Below are 17,994 nucleotides of genomic sequence, written 5' to 3' on the forward strand. Positions count from 1 at the left end.
TGTCGAGATCACGATGCTTCATCCAGCGTTCCCGTGACATTGCGTGTCCGCAGGGTCAGTATGATATCAGCGAGTATGGCAACAGCGATTTCTGCTGGATTGGATGCGCGAATATCAAGGCCGATCGGGCCGTGAATACGGGCGATGGCAGCATCGTCGAGTCCCAGCTTGGCCAGACGCTCCACCCGCTTTGCATGGCTCTTCTTGCCCCCGAGCGCACCGACATAAAAGCAGCCGGCCGCAATCGCTTTCATCAGAGGAAAGTCGTCGATGGCGGGATCATGCGAAACGGCAACCATGGCTGTGTAGGCATCAAGCGGTGTTCGCTGAAACACGTCCTCCGGCCGCTCCGTAAGGCATTGTGCGGGACCGAACCGCTCGGGCGAAGCAAACGAATCGCGCGGGTCGATGATCGTCAACTCGAACCCAGCAATGGCGGCCATACCGGCAAGTGCCTGCGATATATGACCTGCTCCAATGGCAACGATACGGGGCGAAGGCAGATAGACATTGATGAAGACAGATCGGCCGCCGGTTTCGACAATGCCGGATTTTCCCGTGCGCAGCGCGGATTCCAATGCGGACGAAACCGGCGGATCAAATACCTCTTTCTCGCGGAAAAGCCGGGTGGAACCTGTGTCGAGGTCCGTGATCGTCACTGCTGCACGCCGCGCATCGCGCGCCGCATTGATCTCTTGAAGATGAGCGAGAAGCATCGGCGCTATCCCAGTTTTTCAATGTAGAGGCGAATGCGCCCACCACAGAAAAGGCCGGCTTTTCGAGCGGCATCATCGGTGACGCCGAACTCGACAGTCCGCCCAATGCCGGAGGCGATCACCTCTAGTGCTTCCGGAATCAAAGCTTCCTCGACGCAGCCGCCGGAAACGGAACCGTGAAAATTACCCGCCGAATCAATAACCAGATGAGAACCGGCCGGCCTTGGGGCGGAGCTCCAGGTCTCGATGACCGTTGCAATGGCGACACCACGTCCATCGGCATGCCATTCTGCGGCAACCGTCAACGGATCGAGGGTTAGAGGCTGGCCTGGCATATGCTCTCCTCTTACATTTCCCATCGCAGGAGGTTCAGGAAAATCTATAACGTGCGGTAGTCCCGGTCCAGATAGACCAGCGCCGGTTTCTGCGGACCGAGTGTCACCGCAACGACTTGTCCGAACAGGACGATATGGGTGGCTACCGTCTTGATATCGATCAGCCGGCAATCGAACGCCGCGACCGCCTCGCCAAGAATCGGCGCGCCAGTCTTCAGTTCTCCCCAGGTGCCGTGGGAAAACCGCTCTGACGGATCGACAGGATTCTTGCCGGAAAAAACATGGGCGAGATTCATCTGGTCGGCACCGAGGAGATTGAGCGCAAAACTGCCGCTGTCAGCAAAGATGTCGTTGCGCGGGTTGGCACCGTTGAGGCAGACCAGCAGGGTTGCCGGATCGTCGGAGACCGAGCAGGCAGCCGTAATCGTCACACCGCGCCGCACGCCGTTATGAGCCGCCGTCACGATATGCACGTGACCGGCCAGCCGGCTCATGGCATCACGGTAGGTCAGCGGGTCCAGTTGGGTCTTGTCCAACACGGCAGTCTCCAGATCGAGTTATGCCTTAACACATAGACATTGCGGCGAAATATGAAACCCATCGTCTGGTTTTTCTTCGCCATTGGCGGCAATTGCCGTCCCCCCGACGCCTGTTCCGATCTTTTCCTTTGACCCCTGCTGCCACATCTTTAAAACATGGGCATTCTCAATTGGATAAGCGCATGTTTCGTTCGATTTTCGCCAGCCTTGTTATTGCCGGATCGGTGCAGGCCGCCCCCGCTTTGGCTGCAGGCCTGAAGATCGCTGTCGTCGCCCCGGCGGACGGACCGTTTGCGCTTCTCGGGCAGCAGATGCTGGACGGCGCACGCTTTCAGGCGGACGATCGCGGCTCGGAAATCATCGCTATTCCTGAAACCTGCGAACCGAAGGATGCGGAGAGCCTGACAAAGGCACTGCTCGCCAGCGGCGCCGAGGCGGCGATCGGCTTCCTGTGTACGGAAAGTCTCGAGGCAACCCTGCCGGCAATGGCCGAGGCCGGCATTCCGGCACTGACGCTGAGCGTGCGCTCCGATATCCTGATGGAAGACGCGCTGAAGAAGAAATGGCCGTTTTTCCGGCTGGTGCCGAGCGCCAAGGCGGAAGCGGCCAAGGTGACCGAGATCATCCTGTCGCGCTGGAAGAACGAACCGCTGGGGCTGATCGAGGACGGAACAATCCACGGACGTGAACTGGTGGAAAGCGTGCGCGGTGCACTGGCTGAAATCGGCCTCACCCCAACCTTCTCTGATACCTATCGCCCGGCCCAGGAACAGCAGGTCAGCCTTGTCCGCCGGCTGGCCAAGAGCGGCGCGACGCATGTGTTCACCGGCGGCGACCGCGCCGATACCGCAATCATTGCCCGCGATGCCGCATCCGAACAGGTGCCGCTGACGCTGATGGGCGGCGAAACGCTGGATGCGGCAAACCTGCCGGTTCCGCTGGCAAACGGCGTTCTGGCGGTGTCCCTGCCCGATTATGCCACCCTGCCGGACGCCAAGGTCACCGTCGATGCCATGACAGCGGCACAATTGCTGCCTGAAGGCTATGTATTGCCCGCATTCGCAGCCGTCGCGCTGCTGGAGCAGGCGAAGGATCAGGCCGGCAAGGATGGCGGACCGGTGCTGGATGCGCTGGCCAAAGGCCCCTACCAGACCGTTCTCGGCCCGATCCGCTTCAACGCCAATCACGAACTGGCCGAAAACCCCTACCGCCTGCTGGAATGGCAGAACAACCGGTTCATCGCCGCACCCGCCGTTTCGGGAAGCCAATGATGCGCCCCGGCCCGCGCAATGCGATCACCGATGTCGGCGGCCTGAGGGTCGGCAATGCCGAGGATCATCGGCTGAAATCCGGGGTGTCCGTCGTCGTCTGCGACCAGCCGGCTGTCGCCGCTGTACAGGTGCTGGGCGGCGCCCCCGGCACGCGGGAAACTGACCTTCTCGAGCCACACAATACGGTACAGACCGTCGATGCCATCGTTCTGTCGGGCGGCTCGGCCTTCGGGCTTGACGCTGCCTCGGGCGCACAGGCGGCCCTGCGTCAGCTGGGACGCGGTTTTCCAGTCGGCAACCTGCATATCCCGATCGTTCCAGCCGCTATCCTGTTCGACCTGATCAATGGCGGCGACAAGGATTGGGGTCTCTACCCGCCCTATCGCGAACTTGGGTATGCGGCAGTTCAGGCCGCAGCGCTGGAGTTTTCGACAGGCAGCGCCGGAGCCGGAACAGGCGCCCTGACAGCCACGTTCAAGGGCGGCCTCGGCACGGCCTCGTCGATCCTCGACAACGGCATCACCGTCGGCGCGCTGGTGGCGGTCAACGCGCTTGGATCAGCGACCATCGGTGACGGCAGACATTTCTGGGCGGCACCGTTCGAGGAAGACACGGAATTCGGCGGCCTCGGAATGCCACATCCCTTCCCGAAGGACGCGCGAGACCTGCGCATCAAGTTCCGCGGCAAGCAGAGCGAAACGAAAAACACCACGATCGCCGTCATCGCCACCGATGCGGTGCTGACCAAGGCCGAGGCCAAACGTATGGCCATCGCCGCCCATGACGGTTTCTCCCGGGCGCTGTGGCCATCGCATACGCCACTTGATGGCGACCTGGTCTTTGCGCTGGCGACTGGAACAAGCGGAAAAACCATTTCCGTACAGGATTTCATCGATCTCGGTGCTGCGGCAGCATCCACCATGGCCCGCGCTATTGCCCGTGGCGTGCATGATGCGACGGCTCAGGAAAACGATCTGCTGCCCGTTTGGGCGGTGCAAACCTAGACGCCGCGCGATGATGAAGCGGCAACATCTGTTGTTTGCCGAGAAAAGCGATGCTATTGCCCGCAAAACAGTTGGAGCCCCACATCATGCCCCTGCCTATCCGCATCGCCCCCTCCATTCTCGCCGCCGATTACGCCAAGCTCGGACAGGAAGTGCGCGACGTCGTTGCCGCCGGTGCCGACTGGATCCATCTCGACATCATGGACGGCCATTTCGTCCCGAACATTTCCTTCGGCCCGGATGTGATCAAGTCGTTGCGGCCGCACACGCAGGCCTATTTTGATTGCCACCTGATGATCGCGCCGGCCGATCCCTATCTGGAAGCCTTTGCCAAGGCCGGCTGCGACAGCATTACCGTGCATGCCGAGGCAGGCCCGCATCTCGACCGTTCGGTGCAGGCCATCAAGGCTCTCGGCAAGAAGGCCGGCGTTTCGATCAATCCGGCAACGCCCGAAAGCGTTCTCGACTACCTGCTCGACAAGATCGACCTCGTTCTGGTGATGACAGTCAATCCAGGTTTCGGCGGCCAGAAATTCATTCCCGCGATGGAAGAGAAGATCCGCCGCATCAAGGCGATGATCGGCGACCGGCCGATCGACATCCAGGTGGATGGCGGTATTGCGCTGGACACGATCGCACTGCCGGCATCTGCCGGGGCCAATGTCTTCGTTGCCGGCTCGGCGATCTTCGGCGGGGGGCACGTCGATGCCTACCGCAAAACAATCGACACGCTGCGCAGCAACGCTGAAGGAGGCCGCGGGTGAGATTTTCAGGCGGAATCGCCGCTGCACTGCTAGCCTCGGCGCTTTTCTCCGGCGTGGCCTGTGCTGGCGATTTCGCCTCCGTCCAGCCGCTCGGCTTTTCGGCGGATGGCAATGTCTTTGCCTTCGAGGAATACGGCGTTCAGGATGGGTCGGGCTTTCCCTATTCGAACATATTTTTCGTCGATACCCGCAAGGACACCTTTTTGCCCGGTACACCGATCCGGTTGCGCATCGATGAGGAAAACACCAGCCTTGCCAAGGTGAGAGCACAGACTGCCGCAAAAGCCGCCCCCCTCGTTCAGAAATTTGATCTTGGCGCACATCCAGGCCTGCTCGCCGCTTTCAATCCGATCACGGAAACGGACAGCGCTCCTCACCGCCTGACATACCGGCAATATGCCGTCGAGCCGCCGGTTGGTGGAGATTTCATATTATCGCTCAATGAAATTCCGCTTGCTCCCACCGCACTCTGCAAGGATGTCACGCCGCAATCGGTCGGTTTTCGCCTCGCCTTCCAAACCGAAGACGGAACAGCATCGCACCGCGTTCTGCACGCCGACACGGCCATTCCCGACAGCCGCAAATGCCCGACGGGTTACCGTATCGGCGGTGTGATGGTGTTTAATCCGCTGGAAGGTGAACCGGTCCACGTCGTCCTCGTCCAGGTTTTGAGTGTCGGTTTCGAAGGCAGCGACGGCCGCTGGATCGCCGTTCCGGCGCCGGCAGCGCCATGAGTGCACCCGAGCATGGGCGGACGGACGCGCAGCGCGGTCTGACGCGGAAAGTAGCACAGCGGCTACGTCTGGCCCGGCCTGGCCTTTGGGAAGTTCTGCTGGGTGCGCCGTTGTGGGGCGTGATGATGGCCGTGTCGGCGCTAGCGGCACTCTATCTGCGCAACGGCGTCGAAACCTCCCAACTGTCCAGTATTCTCGTGCTGTTCTTCTCGGGCGGCCTGGTGTCCTGGCCGTTCGCACTGCTGCTTGGCCGTTTCGGCGCGATCGGCAGGGGCCGGGAAACCCGCTTTGCGGCATTCTTCCTGTGCCTTACCCTTTGCACCATCACCACCACGGCTATTCTTTTTGCCATCGATTACCGGATTTTCTATGCCCGCTGGCATGCACCTTTCGGCACCGGCACCTGGGTCTACCAATTCACGTTTACCTCAGCCAGCGCCATTTATCAGTTCATCGTCATGGGCATCCGCCTCTATCTGCCGCTCGGTTTTGCCGCTCTCGCACTGACCAGCCTGTGGCTGAGCTGCCGGATGCCGAAACAGCAACGTTGAGATTACCGTCCATCTTTGCTAGAGGCTCAGCCAACTCCCATTGTGACGAAAGCTGAAAGCCCATGATCCCGCGTTACTCCCGGCCGGAAATGGTGGCCATCTGGTCGCCGGAAACCAAATTCCGCATCTGGTTCGAAATCGAGGCCTATGCCTGCGACGCACTGGCCGATCTCGGCGTCATCCCCAAGGACGCTGCCCGGACAATCTGGGAAAAGGGCGGTTCGGCCACTTTCGATGTCGCGCGCATTGACGAAATCGAAGCCGTCACCAAGCATGACGTCATCGCCTTCCTGACGCATCTGGCCGAATTCATCGGCCCAGACAGCCGGTTCGTCCATCAGGGGATGACCTCATCCGACGTGCTCGACACGACGTTCAACATCCAGCTGGTGCGCGCCGCCGACTTGCTGCTTGCCGATCTCGACCGCGTGCTGACCGCGCTGAAGACCCGTGCTTTCGAACACAAGGATACGGTCCGCATCGGCCGCAGCCATGGCATCCATGCCGAGCCGACCACGATGGGCCTGACCTTTGCCCGTTTCTATGCCGAGATGCGCCGCAACCGTGACCGCCTCGTCGCTGCCCGCGTTGAGATCGCCACCGGTGCCATCTCCGGCGCCGTCGGCACCTTTGCCAATATCGACCCGCACGTCGAAGAATATGTCTGCGAGAAGCTTGGCCTCGTTGCCGAGCCAATCTCCACCCAGGTGATCCCGCGCGACCGTCATGCGATGTTCTTCGCAACACTCGGCGTCATCGCCTCCTCGATCGAAAACGTCGCCACCGAAATCCGCCACATGCAGCGCACCGAAGTTCTGGAAGCGGAGGAATTCTTCTCGCCGGGCCAGAAGGGCTCGTCGGCCATGCCGCACAAGCGTAATCCGGTCCTGACCGAGAACCTGACCGGCCTTGCCCGTCTGGTGCGCATGTCGGTGGTTCCGGCCATGGAAAACGTCGCACTCTGGCACGAGCGCGATATCAGCCATTCCAGCGTCGAGCGCGCCATCGGCCCGGATACGACGATCACTCTCGACTTCGCCCTCAACCGATTGGCTGGCGTCATCGAAAAGTTGGTGATCTACCCGGAAAACATGTTGAAGAACATGAACAAGTTCCGCGGTCTGGTGATGAGCCAGCGCGTGCTTCTGGCTCTTACCCAGGCTGGCGTGTCGCGCGAGGACAGCTACCGGCTGGTCCAGCGCAATGCCATGAAGGTCTGGGAAAAGGGTGCGGATTTTCTCGAAGAGCTTCTGGGAGACGCGGAAGTACGCGCAGCCCTTCCGGAAGCGGAAATCCGCGAGAAATTCGATCTTGGCTATCACACAAAGCATGTCGACACGATCTTCCGCCGCGTTTTCGGCTGATAATCCCGGCGGAGAGCCAAAAGCTCTCCGCACTTTTTTGGCTGAAATGTCCGATTTCGACCCAGTTCGTTCAATTGCGAATGAATTTTTCAAGCCTTTCGTCAACCTTCCAGTGGAGACTACGACGGAATGAAGGCGCAAAAGTTGGGTGGACCATGCCGAGCCAGCAGACAATCGAACGCAAAGCCGTGCGCACGGAAACGAAATTCACCGGTGAAGTGACCTGCAAGGGCGGATCGAGCCGCGGGATCGTCAAGGACCTGTCGGCGGCTGGAATTTGTTTTCAGCTCTATTTCGATATCAACGCCACGACCGGCCAGCAGGTCTCGATCCAAAGCGACGAATTCGGCCATTTGACCGGTGTCGTGCAATGGTATCGTGGCGACAAGATCGGCATTCGCCTCGACGTGTCGTCCAACACCTCGGCGCAGATTTCGTCCTATTACAAATATTTCCGCTAAACCGCATAGCTCTCAACAACATGCGTGCCGCCATCACGGCGGCACTTCTGGCAATTGCCGGGTAACGTTGCGTTACTTGCCTTGCGGCGCGACAACCATCTTGCGGTAAAGATGCCACGTCGCATGTCCGAGGATCGGCATGATAACCGCGAGACCGACGAAAACCGGGATCGAGCCGATAACCAGACCGGCAGCCACGATCAATCCCCAGACGGCGACCGGAACCGGATTGGCAAGCGTCGCCCGCACCGACGTTTCAATGGCAGCAACGGCACCGACATCCCGCTCAAGCAGCAACGGGAATGCCACGACCACGGTCGAAAGCACGATCGCAGCGAAGACAAAACCAACGGCATTCCCAACCAGAATGAGGTTCCAGCCCTGTTCTGTTTCGATGACCTGATGGTAGAGCGCCGACAATGATGCCGCCGGCATATCGCCGAAAAGTTGCGTGTAGAGCGACTGCGCGACCAGCAACCAGACGACAAACAGCACGACCAGCATGAAGGCGAGACCGAGGATCGACGCAAGCGCTGGAGAACGGCGCACGTCGAAGGCATGACGCCATGACGTATCCATGCCGATTTCGCGCCGTCTGCTGATCTCATAAAGGCCGATGGCAGCGACCGGTCCCACAAGGGCAAAGCCTGAAACTAGCGGATAGACCAGCGGCAGCATGTTGACGCCCGAACTCCAGGTGGCCAGAACGACACCGGCGATGGGATAGATCAGGCAGAGAAAAACGTAGTGTGACGGCTTTGCATTGAAATCCTGCCAACCGAGACGCAGCGCGTCGAAAACGTCGGCGACGCCGATCCTGCGAATGTCCGGATGTGCGAGCCCGGCGCCGGATCCTGCCATTACATGAAATGCTGTCATGACCAATTCTCCTGCTGAAACACGCGGTGTCACGTCATTCGAGAACAACCAGTAGTGTCGGCTTGAAGGGCAGTCCGGTAGAATAGACCGAAATGCGATGCTCCCGGTATCGGCGTCTTTTCGCCACGGAGCGTCGTGACCAATCGCACCGTGCCACCAGCATATACCAAATCTGTCGGTCTTACACTTGACTTCCGCTCTCCTCGACCTCAAATCGCCGTTATTATGAAAGCATCCGAAGCAGATATCCTGATCGTACCCGGTTACACAAATTCCGGACCGGACCATTGGCAAACCCGATGGCAGAACAAACTCGCCTCGGCGCGGCGCGTCGAGCAGGCTGAGTGGGCCAAGCCCGTGCGCGAGGATTGGGTGAAGAGGATGATCGACGATATCAATGCGTCGACCAAGCCCGTCGTCATCGTTGCGCACTCGCTTGGCGTGGCAACCGCGCTGCATGCGCTGCCGCATATCGAAAAGAAGATCGCCGGCGCCTTCCTCGTCGCACCGCCAGAGGTGACCAATCAGGCGATCCGCCCGAAACACCTGATGACGTTCGGCCCCTACCCGCGCGATCCTCTGCCGTTTCCAAGTCTGGTGGTGGCAAGCCGCAACGATCCGTTCGGCTCCTATGAGCATGCCGGCGACGTCGCCAATGCCTGGGGCTCTCTTTTGGTTGATGCTGGTGAATCCGGACATATAAACAGTGAATCCGGGCACGGACCCTGGCCGGAAGGAACGATGGTCTTTGCCCAGTTTCTCAACCGGTTGCAGCCCTGATCCGGCTACAGCAAACGGGGTATTTTAGCGACTCCTGCCATTAATGGGACTTTCATTGTCGTCGGCCATGATGCCCGAAATTATTCGGGAATAGCCTGTAGTGCCAACCGCCAGTGAAAGCAGACATCCGCCACCAAGGCCGGCAGTGGCCGGTGCCTTGCCGGACGCGGCGGATATTCTCGATAGCGCGCCCTTGGGCTATTGCGTGCTGGAACAGGACGGCCGTATTCGCCACGTCAATGCAGCGTTCTCCCATGCCCTTTCCCTACCCGCAGAGGCGATCCTTGGCGAACACATCCTGCGTTTCGTGCATGCTGAGGATGCTGATCCTCTGATCGCTGTGTTGGCGGATATCAGAGCGGATGGGGTACCAGCCAAACAATGTGAACTCCGCCTGATCCAGCCCGATCATTCTGCCAGATGGATCATGGCCTCACTGTCGCAAATGACCGGTACTTCGCCGTCGATTATTCTGCAAACCCAGTCAATCGATGACCTGAAACAGGCAGTCGTCGCCCTGCAGAAGAGCGAAACCCGCTGGAAATATGCACTCGAAAGCGCCCATCAGGGCGTTTGGGATCATGATTTCAGCGCCAACGATCTTTTCTACTCCATCCCCTGGAAGGCCATGCGCGGCATGGCGGCCGATGCGCCGGTCGACGGTTCCCTCGATGTATGGATCGACAATGTCCATCCGGCTGACCGCGAGCATGTGCTCGCCTGTATTCGCCGTCAGGATGAAGGTGAAGTCGCATTCAACATCTTCCAGTACCGCGAACGCCACGCCGATGGTCACTGGATCTGGATCGAAAGCCGGGGGGCCTCCATCGAGTGGACACCGGATGGCAAGCCAAGCCGGATCATCGGCACGGACACCGATATTTCCGAACGCAAGAAAGCCGAGGCTCAGCTTGAGGAAATATCGCGGCGGCTGAGGCTTGCTCTAGATGTCTCGAAAGTCGGCGTCTTCGAAGCCAATCTCGATACCGGCGCCATAATCCGCGATAAACAACTGCTGTCCATTTACGGGCTGGACCCGCAACAGCCGGGCGTCGCAGCCTTTGAGGAAAGATTGCACCCGCAAGATCGCGACGCAGCCCTCGCACGGGTCGCAGCTGGCGTCGCTTCGGCTATTCCCTTCATGAGCGCCTTTCGCATTATCCGTGCCGACGGCGAAATCCGCCACATCCGCTCCAGTTCCGTGACATTCACCGATAATGAAGGTGCTCACAAACTCATCGGTGCCAACTGGGATGTGACTGACGATGTCACCTTGCGCGAGGACCTGGAAAGAGCCCGGCAACTGGCCGAGGCCCGCAATCTGGAATTGGAAGTGGCGCGGACCCGCATCGAATACAATGCACTGCACGACCATCTGACCGGCCTGCCCAACCGCCGGTTCCTCGATCAGCGCCTTGATGACTGGATTGCCGACACAGTCGATTATTGCGCCATCCTTCATATCGATCTCGACCGGTTCAAGCAGATCAACGACACGCTTGGCCATCAGGCCGGTGATGCCATGCTGGTGCATACAGCGAAGGTGCTTTCCGCGATCATTGGAGAGCGTGATTTCGTCGCCCGGATCGGCGGCGATGAATTTCTGGTCCTGTGTGACGCCCGTCAATCACAGGATGACGTCATCTTGCTCACCGACCGGATTATCGAAGCTCTGCGCCAGCCGGTGGCCTATGAAGGACACCTATGCCGGTTCGGGGCCAGCGTCGGCATCGCCTGGACCGTCGATGGTACCGCCGACGCCAAACAGTCACTGATGAACGCTGACATAGCGCTCTACCGGGCCAAGGGTCTTGGCCGGAACCGCTATGAATTCTTCACCCAGCAACTGCAAACACAGATCCACCATGCCAAGCGTACGGCTGACGAAATCATCAAGGGGCTTGAGGACGGCGAATTCGTGCCCTTCTACCAACCGCAGTTTGATGCTCGTACACTCAATATCACTGGCGTCGAAACGCTCGCCCGCTGGATGCACCCGCAGCATGGGCTACTGGCACCCGATTATTTTCTGAAGATCGCGGAGGATATCAACGCGCTGACGGCAATCGATCGCCGCATTGCCGAGCAGGCCTTGAGCGATTTCAGCAGTTGGGAGACGCAGGGTCTCGGTGTCCCGCGCATTTCCGTCAACGTCTCTTCACCACGGTTGCGGGAACCTGGCCTGATCGACAGCCTACGGCAGTTGAACATACCGCGCGGAAAACTATCGTTCGAGCTGCTGGAATCGATTTTCCTCGACGATCTCGACGAAGATTCCTCGCAAATTCTCAGTGATCTCAGCGCCCTCGGTATCGACATCGAAATCGACGATTTCGGAACAGGCCACGCCTCGATCGTCGGTCTTATGAAGCTCAATCCGAGCCGCCTCAAGATCGATCGCGCCCTCGTCAAGCCGATTATCGAGGCGGCCGAGCAACGCAAGCTGGTGGGATCGATCATCGATATCGGTCACTCGCTTAATATCGAAGTCGTCGCCGAGGGCGTGGAGACGATGCACCACGCCCATATTCTGCGCGATCTGGGCTGCGACATATTGCAGGGTTATGCCTTCGCCCGGCCAATGGCCAGAGCGGACCTTGAGACATTTATCCGTTCCGGCAGCTGGCGGCCGCCGCAAACATCTGACGAGGCTATGAAGACAATGGTCAGCAGCGACCGCAAGGCATAAAAAAACCGCCCGAAAACTCGGGCGGTTCAAAATAGCCGATACAGCGATATCAGCCGTTCTGGATCTGCGTGACGGCTTCGGACAGAAGTTCGAGCATCTTCAGACGAATCTGGTCGTCCGTCAGGGCGATACCGGCCGCATCGAAATCGGCGCGGATCTTGCGCACGACATCCTCATGGCCAACTTCTTCGAAATCGGCGGCGACGACATCCTTTGCGTAGGCTGCCGGGTCGCTCTTGCCCAGAAGCTCGGCAGCCCAAAGACCGAGAAGCTTGTTACGGCGCGCCTCGGCCTTGAACTTCAACTCTTCATCAAGAGCAAATTTCGATTCGAACGCCTTTTCGCGATCCTGCATATTGGTCATCTCCGATCTCCAAAAAACCGTTTTACGTTTCGCTTTTCGCCCATAAACCAAAAGGCCACCGAAAGTGCAATGCGAAGTTTTCCGGCATGACGACTTTCGTGATACCTTGGACCCCAATTGAGGAGACCTAATTCAGGGGATCGGATGAGTCGCCGATTGTGAAATGGTTTCATTTCAGTTATGGACCGCCTTAGAAAATACCAAGTGCGCAGCCCAAGAGCGCCTTTAAAGATAGAGACATCATTCATGAACCGTCGCCGCCGTATCTACGAGGGCAAGGCCAAGATCCTTTACGAAGGTCCTGAGCCGGGCACTCTGATTCAGTTCTTCAAAGATGATGCTACGGCCTTCAATGCCAAGAAGCATGAGATCATCGACGGCAAGGGTGTGCTCAACAACCGGATTTCGGAATATATCTTTACCAATCTGAACCGTATCGGCATTCCCACCCACTTTATCCGCCGCCTCAACATGCGCGAGCAGCTGATCAAGGAAGTGGAAATCATTCCGCTCGAGATCGTCGTGCGCAATGTTGCCGCCGGTTCTCTGTCCAAGCGCCTAGGCATCGAAGAAGGCGTGGTTCTGCCGCGCTCGATCATCGAGTTCTACTACAAGGCCGATGCGCTTGATGACCCGATGGTCTCGGAAGAGCATATCACCGCGTTCGGTTGGGCAAGCCCGCAGGAACTTGATGACATCATGGCACTTGCCATCCGCATCAACGACTTCCTCACCGGCCTGTTTCTCGGCGTCGGCATTCAGCTGGTCGATTTCAAGATCGAATGCGGCCGCCTGTTCGAAGGCGACATGATGCGCATCATCCTGGCCGACGAGATTTCGCCGGATAGCTGCCGTCTGTGGGACGTCGAGACCAAGGAAAAGATGGACAAGGACCGGTTCCGCCGCGACATGGGAGGCCTAGTCGAGGCTTACCAGGAAGTGGCCCGCCGCCTTGGCATCATGAACGAGAACGAACCACCCCGTGGCTCCGGCCCGGTTCTGGTGAAATAAGCAGGAAAAGACGACAGTGATCAACGCACGCGTAACAGTGACGCTGAAAAACGGCGTTCTCGACCCCCAGGGCAAGGCAATCGAGGGCGCCCTTGGCGCTCTCGGCTTCGACGGCATCGGCCATGTCCGTCAGGGCAAGGTTTTCGATCTGCAGATCGACACCGCCGACAAGGCAAAGGCTGAAGCCGAAGTGAAAGCCATGTGTGAGAAACTCCTCGCCAACACGGTGATTGAGAATTACACTATCTCACTCGCCTGATGGTTGAATGAGGTGGTCAGATGGCCGAAGTCATTAGTGAAATGCTTTACACGGAAGTAATGGCACTTGATCGTCGACTTCAAGAGACCGCCCAGTCTCTGGACGAATTGGTGACCTTTATGCGGGAAACCAACCGGGAATTAACGGAAGGCCGTGAGCGAACAGAGGCTCTCAAACGGAGGTTATTCGGAAACCGTCTTGAGAAGCTAGGCTAGTTTGATGGCTGATGTCACTCAGGAACTTATTCACGAGATTTTGCGGCGTATGCACGTTAGGGCCGACAAATCCGATAATACGATCCGCGACCTTCGAAGCGAAATGGGCTCGATAAGACTGTCGTTGCATGCCCATCAGAATGACATCAACACGCTCTATACAATGCTTCATCAGATCGATGAGCGTTTGGAGAGAATAGAAAACCGCCTCGAATTGCGCGAGCTTGCCGAGGCCCAATCCAGGTTTGAACCGCACCCATGAAATCCGCCGTCGTTCAGCTTCCAGGCCTCAATCGTGACCGCGACATGATCGCAGCGCTGACCAAGATTTCCGGCAAGGCACCGGTTACGATCTGGCAGACCGAAACGGACATTCCAGATGTCGATCTGATCGTCATTCCCGGCGGCTTCTCTTACGGCGACTACCTGCGCTGCGGCGCGATCGCGGCGCGCATGCCGGTGATGCAGGCAATCAAGGCGAAAGCTGAGGCCGGCGTCAAGGTGCTCGGCGTCTGCAACGGCTTCCAGATCCTGGTCGAAGCCGGCCTCCTGCCCGGCGCGCTGATGCGCAATGCCTCGCTGAAATTCGTCTGCAAGGAAATCAAGCTCGAAGTCGTCAACGCCAACACTGATTTCAGCCGCGCCTACGAACAGGGCCAGATCATCCGCTGCCCGGTTGCCCATCACGATGGCAATTATTTTGCCGATGCGGAAACGCTCCAAACCATCGAGGATAACGGCCAGGTGGTATTCCGCTATGCGGCAGGTACTAATCCAAACGGCTCGGTCAACGACATCGCCGGGATCGTCAATGCTAAAGGCAATGTCCTCGGCATGATGCCGCATCCGGAAAACCTGATCGAGGCCGCACATGGCGGCTCGGATGGACGCGGATTGTTCGCTTCGGCGCTTGATGTAATCGCTGCTTAACATTCGACCTGCTAGAAAGCACCCTAGAGACCGAATCAAAAGGGGCTTTCATGCGCGCCGCAGCTTTCATCCGTTTCATGGCCACTGCAGGCTCCGTTGCCTTTCTCACGCTTGTCGCCGGCTGCCAGACGGAATCTCCGCCGGCACCGGCCAGTAATACGGCCGCATTGGCCACGATGGAGCGGGTGGCCCTTGGTGCCAATGCCTGCTGGTTCAAGTCAGGTGACGCAGCCTTCAAGCCCTATCGCCTTGCGCCGGAACTGAATTCCTTCTCCGGGCGTCCACGCATCCTGATCGTCAAGCGTAACTCCCCCGAATCGCGGCCGCTGGCAGTGGTTCAGGCAGAGGGGCACCCTGCCCGGCTGCAGGCTTTCGGGCCGCTTTTCAGCGAAACTGTAGGGGCGAGGATGACCGCGGATATCAAGCGCTGGGCTGCCGGCGGTACCGGTTGCCGCTGAGGCAACCTACCAGGGAATGGGCTGTGTGCAGACAGTTCCCGATGAAAATCAGATCAGACGCCGGATAACCTAGCAGCACTGCGGTTCAAAATCGCATTCCTCTCATCCGCATACAACTATGCCACCCGCACAGCCCTCTAACGGGCCGGCGCTCCACGTCGGCAGTTTGGCGGTTAGGCATTTGCAATCAGTTTGATAGAAACAAGCGGTGGAATGATCGCGTATCGCTAATTCTAGCCGCTTTTCTTTGCTGTGCTTTTGCATGACAATCAACTCAAGACTTCCGACGCTGATTCCACACAACCAAAGAACGTGTTTTTGTGCATAAAACCAGAGAATAGTATCTTGCAGCTGTCACGAAGCCGCACGCATTCTCATGCTAGGCGCAGACCATTCTCCTGGCATCTTTCGCCAAACCTCTTCCGATCGCTCGTATCGACACCAAAGGCACGCTCATGACCGTCATGATTTATCACAATCGTCGTTGCGATACGTCCCGCTCGGTTCTCAAGCTCATTCGCGAGGCAGGGACCGAACCTGCCATTATCGACTATATGGCAGCACCGCCAAGCCACGAAGAGATGCTGGCTCTTCTGCTCGCCATGGACATGGCGCCGCGCCAATTGCTGCGGACCAAGGAGCCCGCGTATTTGTCGCTCAATCTCGACGACAACAGCAAGACGGACCGGCAGATTATCGATGCTATGCTCGCTCATCCGGAGCTGATGCAAAGGCCGATCGTGGTGACAGAAAGAGGCGCAAAACTCTGTCGTCCGAAGACGAAGGTGCTGGAACTCCTGTAGCCTGTCACACCGCAGTCAGTTCCAGAACGGCTGTGCAGCCTCCCGGCGTGCCTCTGCAGGCGTGACACCGATATCGGCAAGCTGATCATCGGTAAGCTCGGAAAGAGCAATGCGGCTGAGCCGCTTTTCTTCACGGCCTAAAATCCAGACGATTACAAACCAGCCAAAGCCCTTCAATCGCGAGACAAGACTTCGTGGCTGAATTGTACCTATCGGTATGGCACATGCGGCGTTATCACTGGTGCACATTGTACCCATTGTCATCATCCAATCGATTGCAACGGTTTCATTTCGGTATTGCATTGTCATAATTGACAAGAAAATCGATGCAATGTAGAAATTGTCACCATGACAACATGGATGCCAGATCCCAGCCAAGGCCAAGGCCCGCTTTATGCCCGCATCGCCGATCAGATCGAGCAGGCGATTGCCGGTGGCGTCTTAACCGTCGGCACGAAATTGCCACCGCAGCGCAACCTTGCTTTCGACATCGGTGTGACAATCGGGACAATCGGTCGTGCCTATCATCTGGTGCGTGAACGCGGGCTTGTCAGCGGCGAAGTCGGGCGCGGAACCTATGTGCTCGACAATGCCGAATTGCGCCCCGCCGAACAGCCTGATCCGATGAGCGCGGCACTGGCCGGCACGAGGGCGCTGAAAGCGCCGCCCGGAAAACTCCGGTTCGACAGCACGGCGGCACCCGATATCGGCCAAGGTGCGTCGCTTGAAAAGGTGCTGGGCGAGATCAGCCGCGTCCATCATGCCGATATTGCCAGCTATGCCCGCGATTTTCCGGCACACTGGTTTACGGCAGGAAGCCAGTGGCTTGCCAAGGGAAGTTTTAGGCCGCAGCCCGATCGCATCGTGCCGACGCTTGGCGCCCATGCCGGCGCTGTCGCGGTGATCGCCGCCGTCACGGCACCGGGCGACAAGATCGCCTTCGAGAACATCACCTATTCCCAGATCAGCCGTAGTGCCGGGCTGATCGGGCGTCGAACGATTCTCTTGCGCACCGACGACTACGGCCTGGATCCTGACGACTTCGAGCGCGTCTGCGCCCAGCAGCACCCGAAACTCGCCTTCCTCATGCCGACAGCGCAAAATCCGACAGTGGTGACATTGTCGCTGGAGCGGCGCCAGGCGATCGCCGACATTGCCCGCCGTTATGGCGTCTGGCTGCTGGAAGACGATCTTTATGGCGCGATGACCGGAGACACGATGCCGCTTCTCGCTGAACTGGCTCCAGAGCGGACATTCCTCGTTGGCGGCCTGTCGAAATCGGTGGCTGCCGGGGTGCGCGGCGGGTGGGTCGCCTGCCCTCCACACTTTAGCCAGCGCATCCGCATCGCCCACAAGATGGTCAGTGGCGGCATGCCGTTTCTGCTCGCCGAGCTTTGCGCTCGCTTGGTAATGAGTGGCGAGGCAGCCACATTGCGCTCAAAATGCATCGACGAGATCCGGGCACGCGAGCAGATGGCGCGCGAAATCTTCGCCGGTGTCGACTTCAACTCGCATCCGCATGTGCCATTTCTCTGGCTGAAGCTGTCGGAGCCATGGTTCTCCGGCACATTCAAGCATGCGGCATTCGAGGAAGGCGTGCTGATCGATGACGAGGACGAGTTCAAGGCAGGACGGACGGAGAGCGTCTACCACCGGGTCCGGATCGGCTTCTCGTCACCGGCCGACCGCAGCGAAGTGCGGCGCGGTTTCCTGACGCTGCGCCGCCTGCTTGACAGCGGACGCACCGGCTATGACAGCTTCGCCTGAGCGAGCCATGACATTGTCAGCGAAAAGCACGAGATCTCCTGTGCTTTTCCGGCATTTTCCTGTCGCATCGACGAGTAGCTTCGGCTAAAGAAACCCGGAC

23 protein-coding genes are annotated in these 17,994 nt (G+C 58.7%); 17 read left to right on the forward strand and 6 right to left on the reverse strand.

Annotation, left to right across the window (positions count from 1 at the left end):
* Positions 1-8 precede the first annotated feature (8 nt).
* From ACQY8Q_RS23490 to ACQY8Q_RS23500, 3 genes are read right to left on the reverse strand one after another with little or no spacing between them, the layout of a single operon-like run.
* Positions 9-716, reverse strand: coding sequence for an XdhC family protein (locus ACQY8Q_RS23490; RefSeq protein ID WP_428428830.1), 708 nt, complete (start codon positions 714-716; stop codon positions 9-11).
* Positions 717-721: 5 nt separating this feature from the next.
* Positions 722-1,051, reverse strand: a complete 330-nt coding sequence (locus ACQY8Q_RS23495; RefSeq protein WP_428428831.1) for an XdhC family protein — start codon at positions 1,049-1,051, stop codon at positions 722-724.
* A 44-nt stretch (positions 1,052-1,095) separates the two neighbouring features.
* The gene (locus ACQY8Q_RS23500) at positions 1,096-1,545 is read right to left on the reverse strand and encodes a flavin reductase family protein (RefSeq protein ID WP_428429856.1); all 450 of its coding nucleotides are present in this window, start codon (positions 1,543-1,545) and stop codon (positions 1,096-1,098) included.
* Positions 1,546-1,772: 227 nt separating this feature from the next.
* On the opposite strand from ACQY8Q_RS23500, the gene ACQY8Q_RS23505 reads away from it, so the two are divergent.
* The 7 genes from ACQY8Q_RS23505 to ACQY8Q_RS23535 all read left to right on the forward strand — a co-directional run bounded on the left by ACQY8Q_RS23505 (position 1,773) and on the right by ACQY8Q_RS23535 (position 7,739).
* On the forward strand, positions 1,773-2,861 hold the full coding sequence (locus ACQY8Q_RS23505) for a branched-chain amino acid ABC transporter substrate-binding protein (RefSeq protein ID WP_428428832.1): 1,089 nt from the start codon (positions 1,773-1,775) through the stop codon (positions 2,859-2,861).
* Positions 2,858-3,865, forward strand: coding sequence for a P1 family peptidase (locus tag ACQY8Q_RS23510; RefSeq protein WP_428428833.1), 1,008 nt, complete (start codon positions 2,858-2,860; stop codon positions 3,863-3,865). The genes ACQY8Q_RS23505 and ACQY8Q_RS23510 overlap by 4 nt, the downstream gene beginning before the upstream one ends.
* Positions 3,866-3,951: 86 nt before the next feature.
* Positions 3,952-4,629 carry a ribulose-phosphate 3-epimerase gene (gene rpe / locus ACQY8Q_RS23515; RefSeq protein ID WP_426228304.1) on the forward strand — a complete coding sequence of 226 codons (678 nt, stop codon included), beginning with the start codon at positions 3,952-3,954 and terminating at the stop codon, positions 4,627-4,629.
* Positions 4,626-5,363 (forward strand): DUF2259 domain-containing protein, encoded by a 738-nt coding sequence (locus ACQY8Q_RS23520; protein WP_428428834.1) that lies wholly within the window; start codon positions 4,626-4,628, stop codon positions 5,361-5,363. Before rpe ends, ACQY8Q_RS23520 begins: the two co-directional genes overlap by 4 nt.
* Positions 5,360-5,914: a hypothetical protein gene (locus ACQY8Q_RS23525; RefSeq protein WP_428428835.1), complete on the forward strand. Its 555-nt coding sequence runs from the start codon at positions 5,360-5,362 to the stop codon at positions 5,912-5,914. The genes ACQY8Q_RS23520 and ACQY8Q_RS23525 overlap by 4 nt, the downstream gene beginning before the upstream one ends.
* Before the next feature lie 62 nt (positions 5,915-5,976).
* Positions 5,977-7,278, forward strand: a complete 1,302-nt coding sequence (gene purB / locus ACQY8Q_RS23530) for an adenylosuccinate lyase (RefSeq protein WP_428428836.1) — start codon at positions 5,977-5,979, stop codon at positions 7,276-7,278.
* Between the two features lie 155 nt (positions 7,279-7,433).
* A complete protein-coding gene (locus tag ACQY8Q_RS23535; RefSeq protein WP_428428837.1) occupies positions 7,434-7,739 on the forward strand; it encodes a PilZ domain-containing protein in 306 nt (101 codons plus the stop codon).
* Positions 7,740-7,811: 72 nt separating this feature from the next.
* On the opposite strand, the gene ACQY8Q_RS23540 is transcribed toward ACQY8Q_RS23535, so the two are convergent.
* Positions 7,812-8,618 carry a DUF2189 domain-containing protein gene (locus ACQY8Q_RS23540; RefSeq protein WP_428428839.1) on the reverse strand — a complete coding sequence of 269 codons (807 nt, stop codon included), beginning with the start codon at positions 8,616-8,618 and terminating at the stop codon, positions 7,812-7,814.
* Positions 8,619-8,843: 225 nt separating this feature from the next.
* On the opposite strand from ACQY8Q_RS23540, the gene ACQY8Q_RS23545 reads away from it, so the two are divergent.
* Both ACQY8Q_RS23545 and ACQY8Q_RS23550 read left to right on the forward strand, forming a co-directional pair.
* Complete coding sequence (locus ACQY8Q_RS23545; RefSeq protein ID WP_428428840.1) at positions 8,844-9,398, forward strand: RBBP9/YdeN family alpha/beta hydrolase; 555 nt, start codon at positions 8,844-8,846, stop codon at positions 9,396-9,398.
* 100 nt (positions 9,399-9,498) lie between these two features.
* The gene (locus ACQY8Q_RS23550; RefSeq protein ID WP_428428841.1) at positions 9,499-12,087 is read left to right on the forward strand and encodes a sensor domain-containing protein; all 2,589 of its coding nucleotides are present in this window, start codon (positions 9,499-9,501) and stop codon (positions 12,085-12,087) included.
* A gap of 49 nt (positions 12,088-12,136) precedes the next feature.
* On the opposite strand, the gene ACQY8Q_RS23555 is transcribed toward ACQY8Q_RS23550, so the two are convergent.
* Complete coding sequence (locus ACQY8Q_RS23555) at positions 12,137-12,451, reverse strand: DUF1476 domain-containing protein (protein ID WP_426228288.1); 315 nt, start codon at positions 12,449-12,451, stop codon at positions 12,137-12,139.
* 246 nt (positions 12,452-12,697) lie between these two features.
* On the opposite strand from ACQY8Q_RS23555, the gene purC reads away from it, so the two are divergent.
* From purC to arsC, 7 genes are all read left to right on the forward strand, one after another.
* Positions 12,698-13,462, forward strand: a complete 765-nt coding sequence (gene purC, locus ACQY8Q_RS23560) for a phosphoribosylaminoimidazolesuccinocarboxamide synthase (protein ID WP_113244742.1) — start codon at positions 12,698-12,700, stop codon at positions 13,460-13,462.
* 16 nt (positions 13,463-13,478) lie between these two features.
* Positions 13,479-13,721: a phosphoribosylformylglycinamidine synthase subunit PurS gene (purS, locus tag ACQY8Q_RS23565; protein WP_113244741.1), complete on the forward strand. Its 243-nt coding sequence runs from the start codon at positions 13,479-13,481 to the stop codon at positions 13,719-13,721.
* A gap of 20 nt (positions 13,722-13,741) precedes the next feature.
* Complete coding sequence (locus tag ACQY8Q_RS23570) at positions 13,742-13,936, forward strand: hypothetical protein (protein ID WP_428428842.1); 195 nt, start codon at positions 13,742-13,744, stop codon at positions 13,934-13,936.
* A gap of 4 nt (positions 13,937-13,940) precedes the next feature.
* The gene (locus ACQY8Q_RS23575; protein WP_428428843.1) at positions 13,941-14,198 is read left to right on the forward strand and encodes a hypothetical protein; all 258 of its coding nucleotides are present in this window, start codon (positions 13,941-13,943) and stop codon (positions 14,196-14,198) included.
* Entirely contained in the window at positions 14,195-14,866 is a 672-nt protein-coding gene (gene purQ / locus ACQY8Q_RS23580) for a phosphoribosylformylglycinamidine synthase subunit PurQ (RefSeq protein ID WP_428428844.1), read from the forward strand. Before ACQY8Q_RS23575 ends, purQ begins: the two co-directional genes overlap by 4 nt.
* 50 nt (positions 14,867-14,916) lie before the next feature.
* Positions 14,917-15,324 (forward strand): hypothetical protein, encoded by a 408-nt coding sequence (locus tag ACQY8Q_RS23585; protein ID WP_428428846.1) that lies wholly within the window; start codon positions 14,917-14,919, stop codon positions 15,322-15,324.
* Positions 15,325-15,779: 455 nt separating this feature from the next.
* Entirely contained in the window at positions 15,780-16,127 is a 348-nt protein-coding gene (arsC, locus tag ACQY8Q_RS23590; protein ID WP_428428847.1) for an arsenate reductase (glutaredoxin), read from the forward strand.
* A 15-nt stretch (positions 16,128-16,142) separates the two neighbouring features.
* Here arsC and ACQY8Q_RS23595 read toward each other — a convergent pair whose 3' ends face one another.
* Positions 16,143-16,505, reverse strand: coding sequence for a DUF1127 domain-containing protein (locus ACQY8Q_RS23595; RefSeq protein ID WP_428428849.1), 363 nt, complete (start codon positions 16,503-16,505; stop codon positions 16,143-16,145).
* On the opposite strand from ACQY8Q_RS23595, the gene ACQY8Q_RS23600 reads away from it, so the two are divergent.
* Positions 16,476-17,894 carry a PLP-dependent aminotransferase family protein gene (locus ACQY8Q_RS23600; RefSeq protein WP_428428850.1) on the forward strand — a complete coding sequence of 473 codons (1,419 nt, stop codon included), beginning with the start codon at positions 16,476-16,478 and terminating at the stop codon, positions 17,892-17,894. The genes ACQY8Q_RS23595 and ACQY8Q_RS23600 overlap by 30 nt on opposite strands.
* Positions 17,895-17,994: the final 100 nt, after the last annotated feature.

Origin of the sequence: Pararhizobium sp. (assembly GCF_965279435.1) — a bacterium.
GTDB lineage: Bacteria > Pseudomonadota > Alphaproteobacteria > Rhizobiales > Rhizobiaceae > Pararhizobium.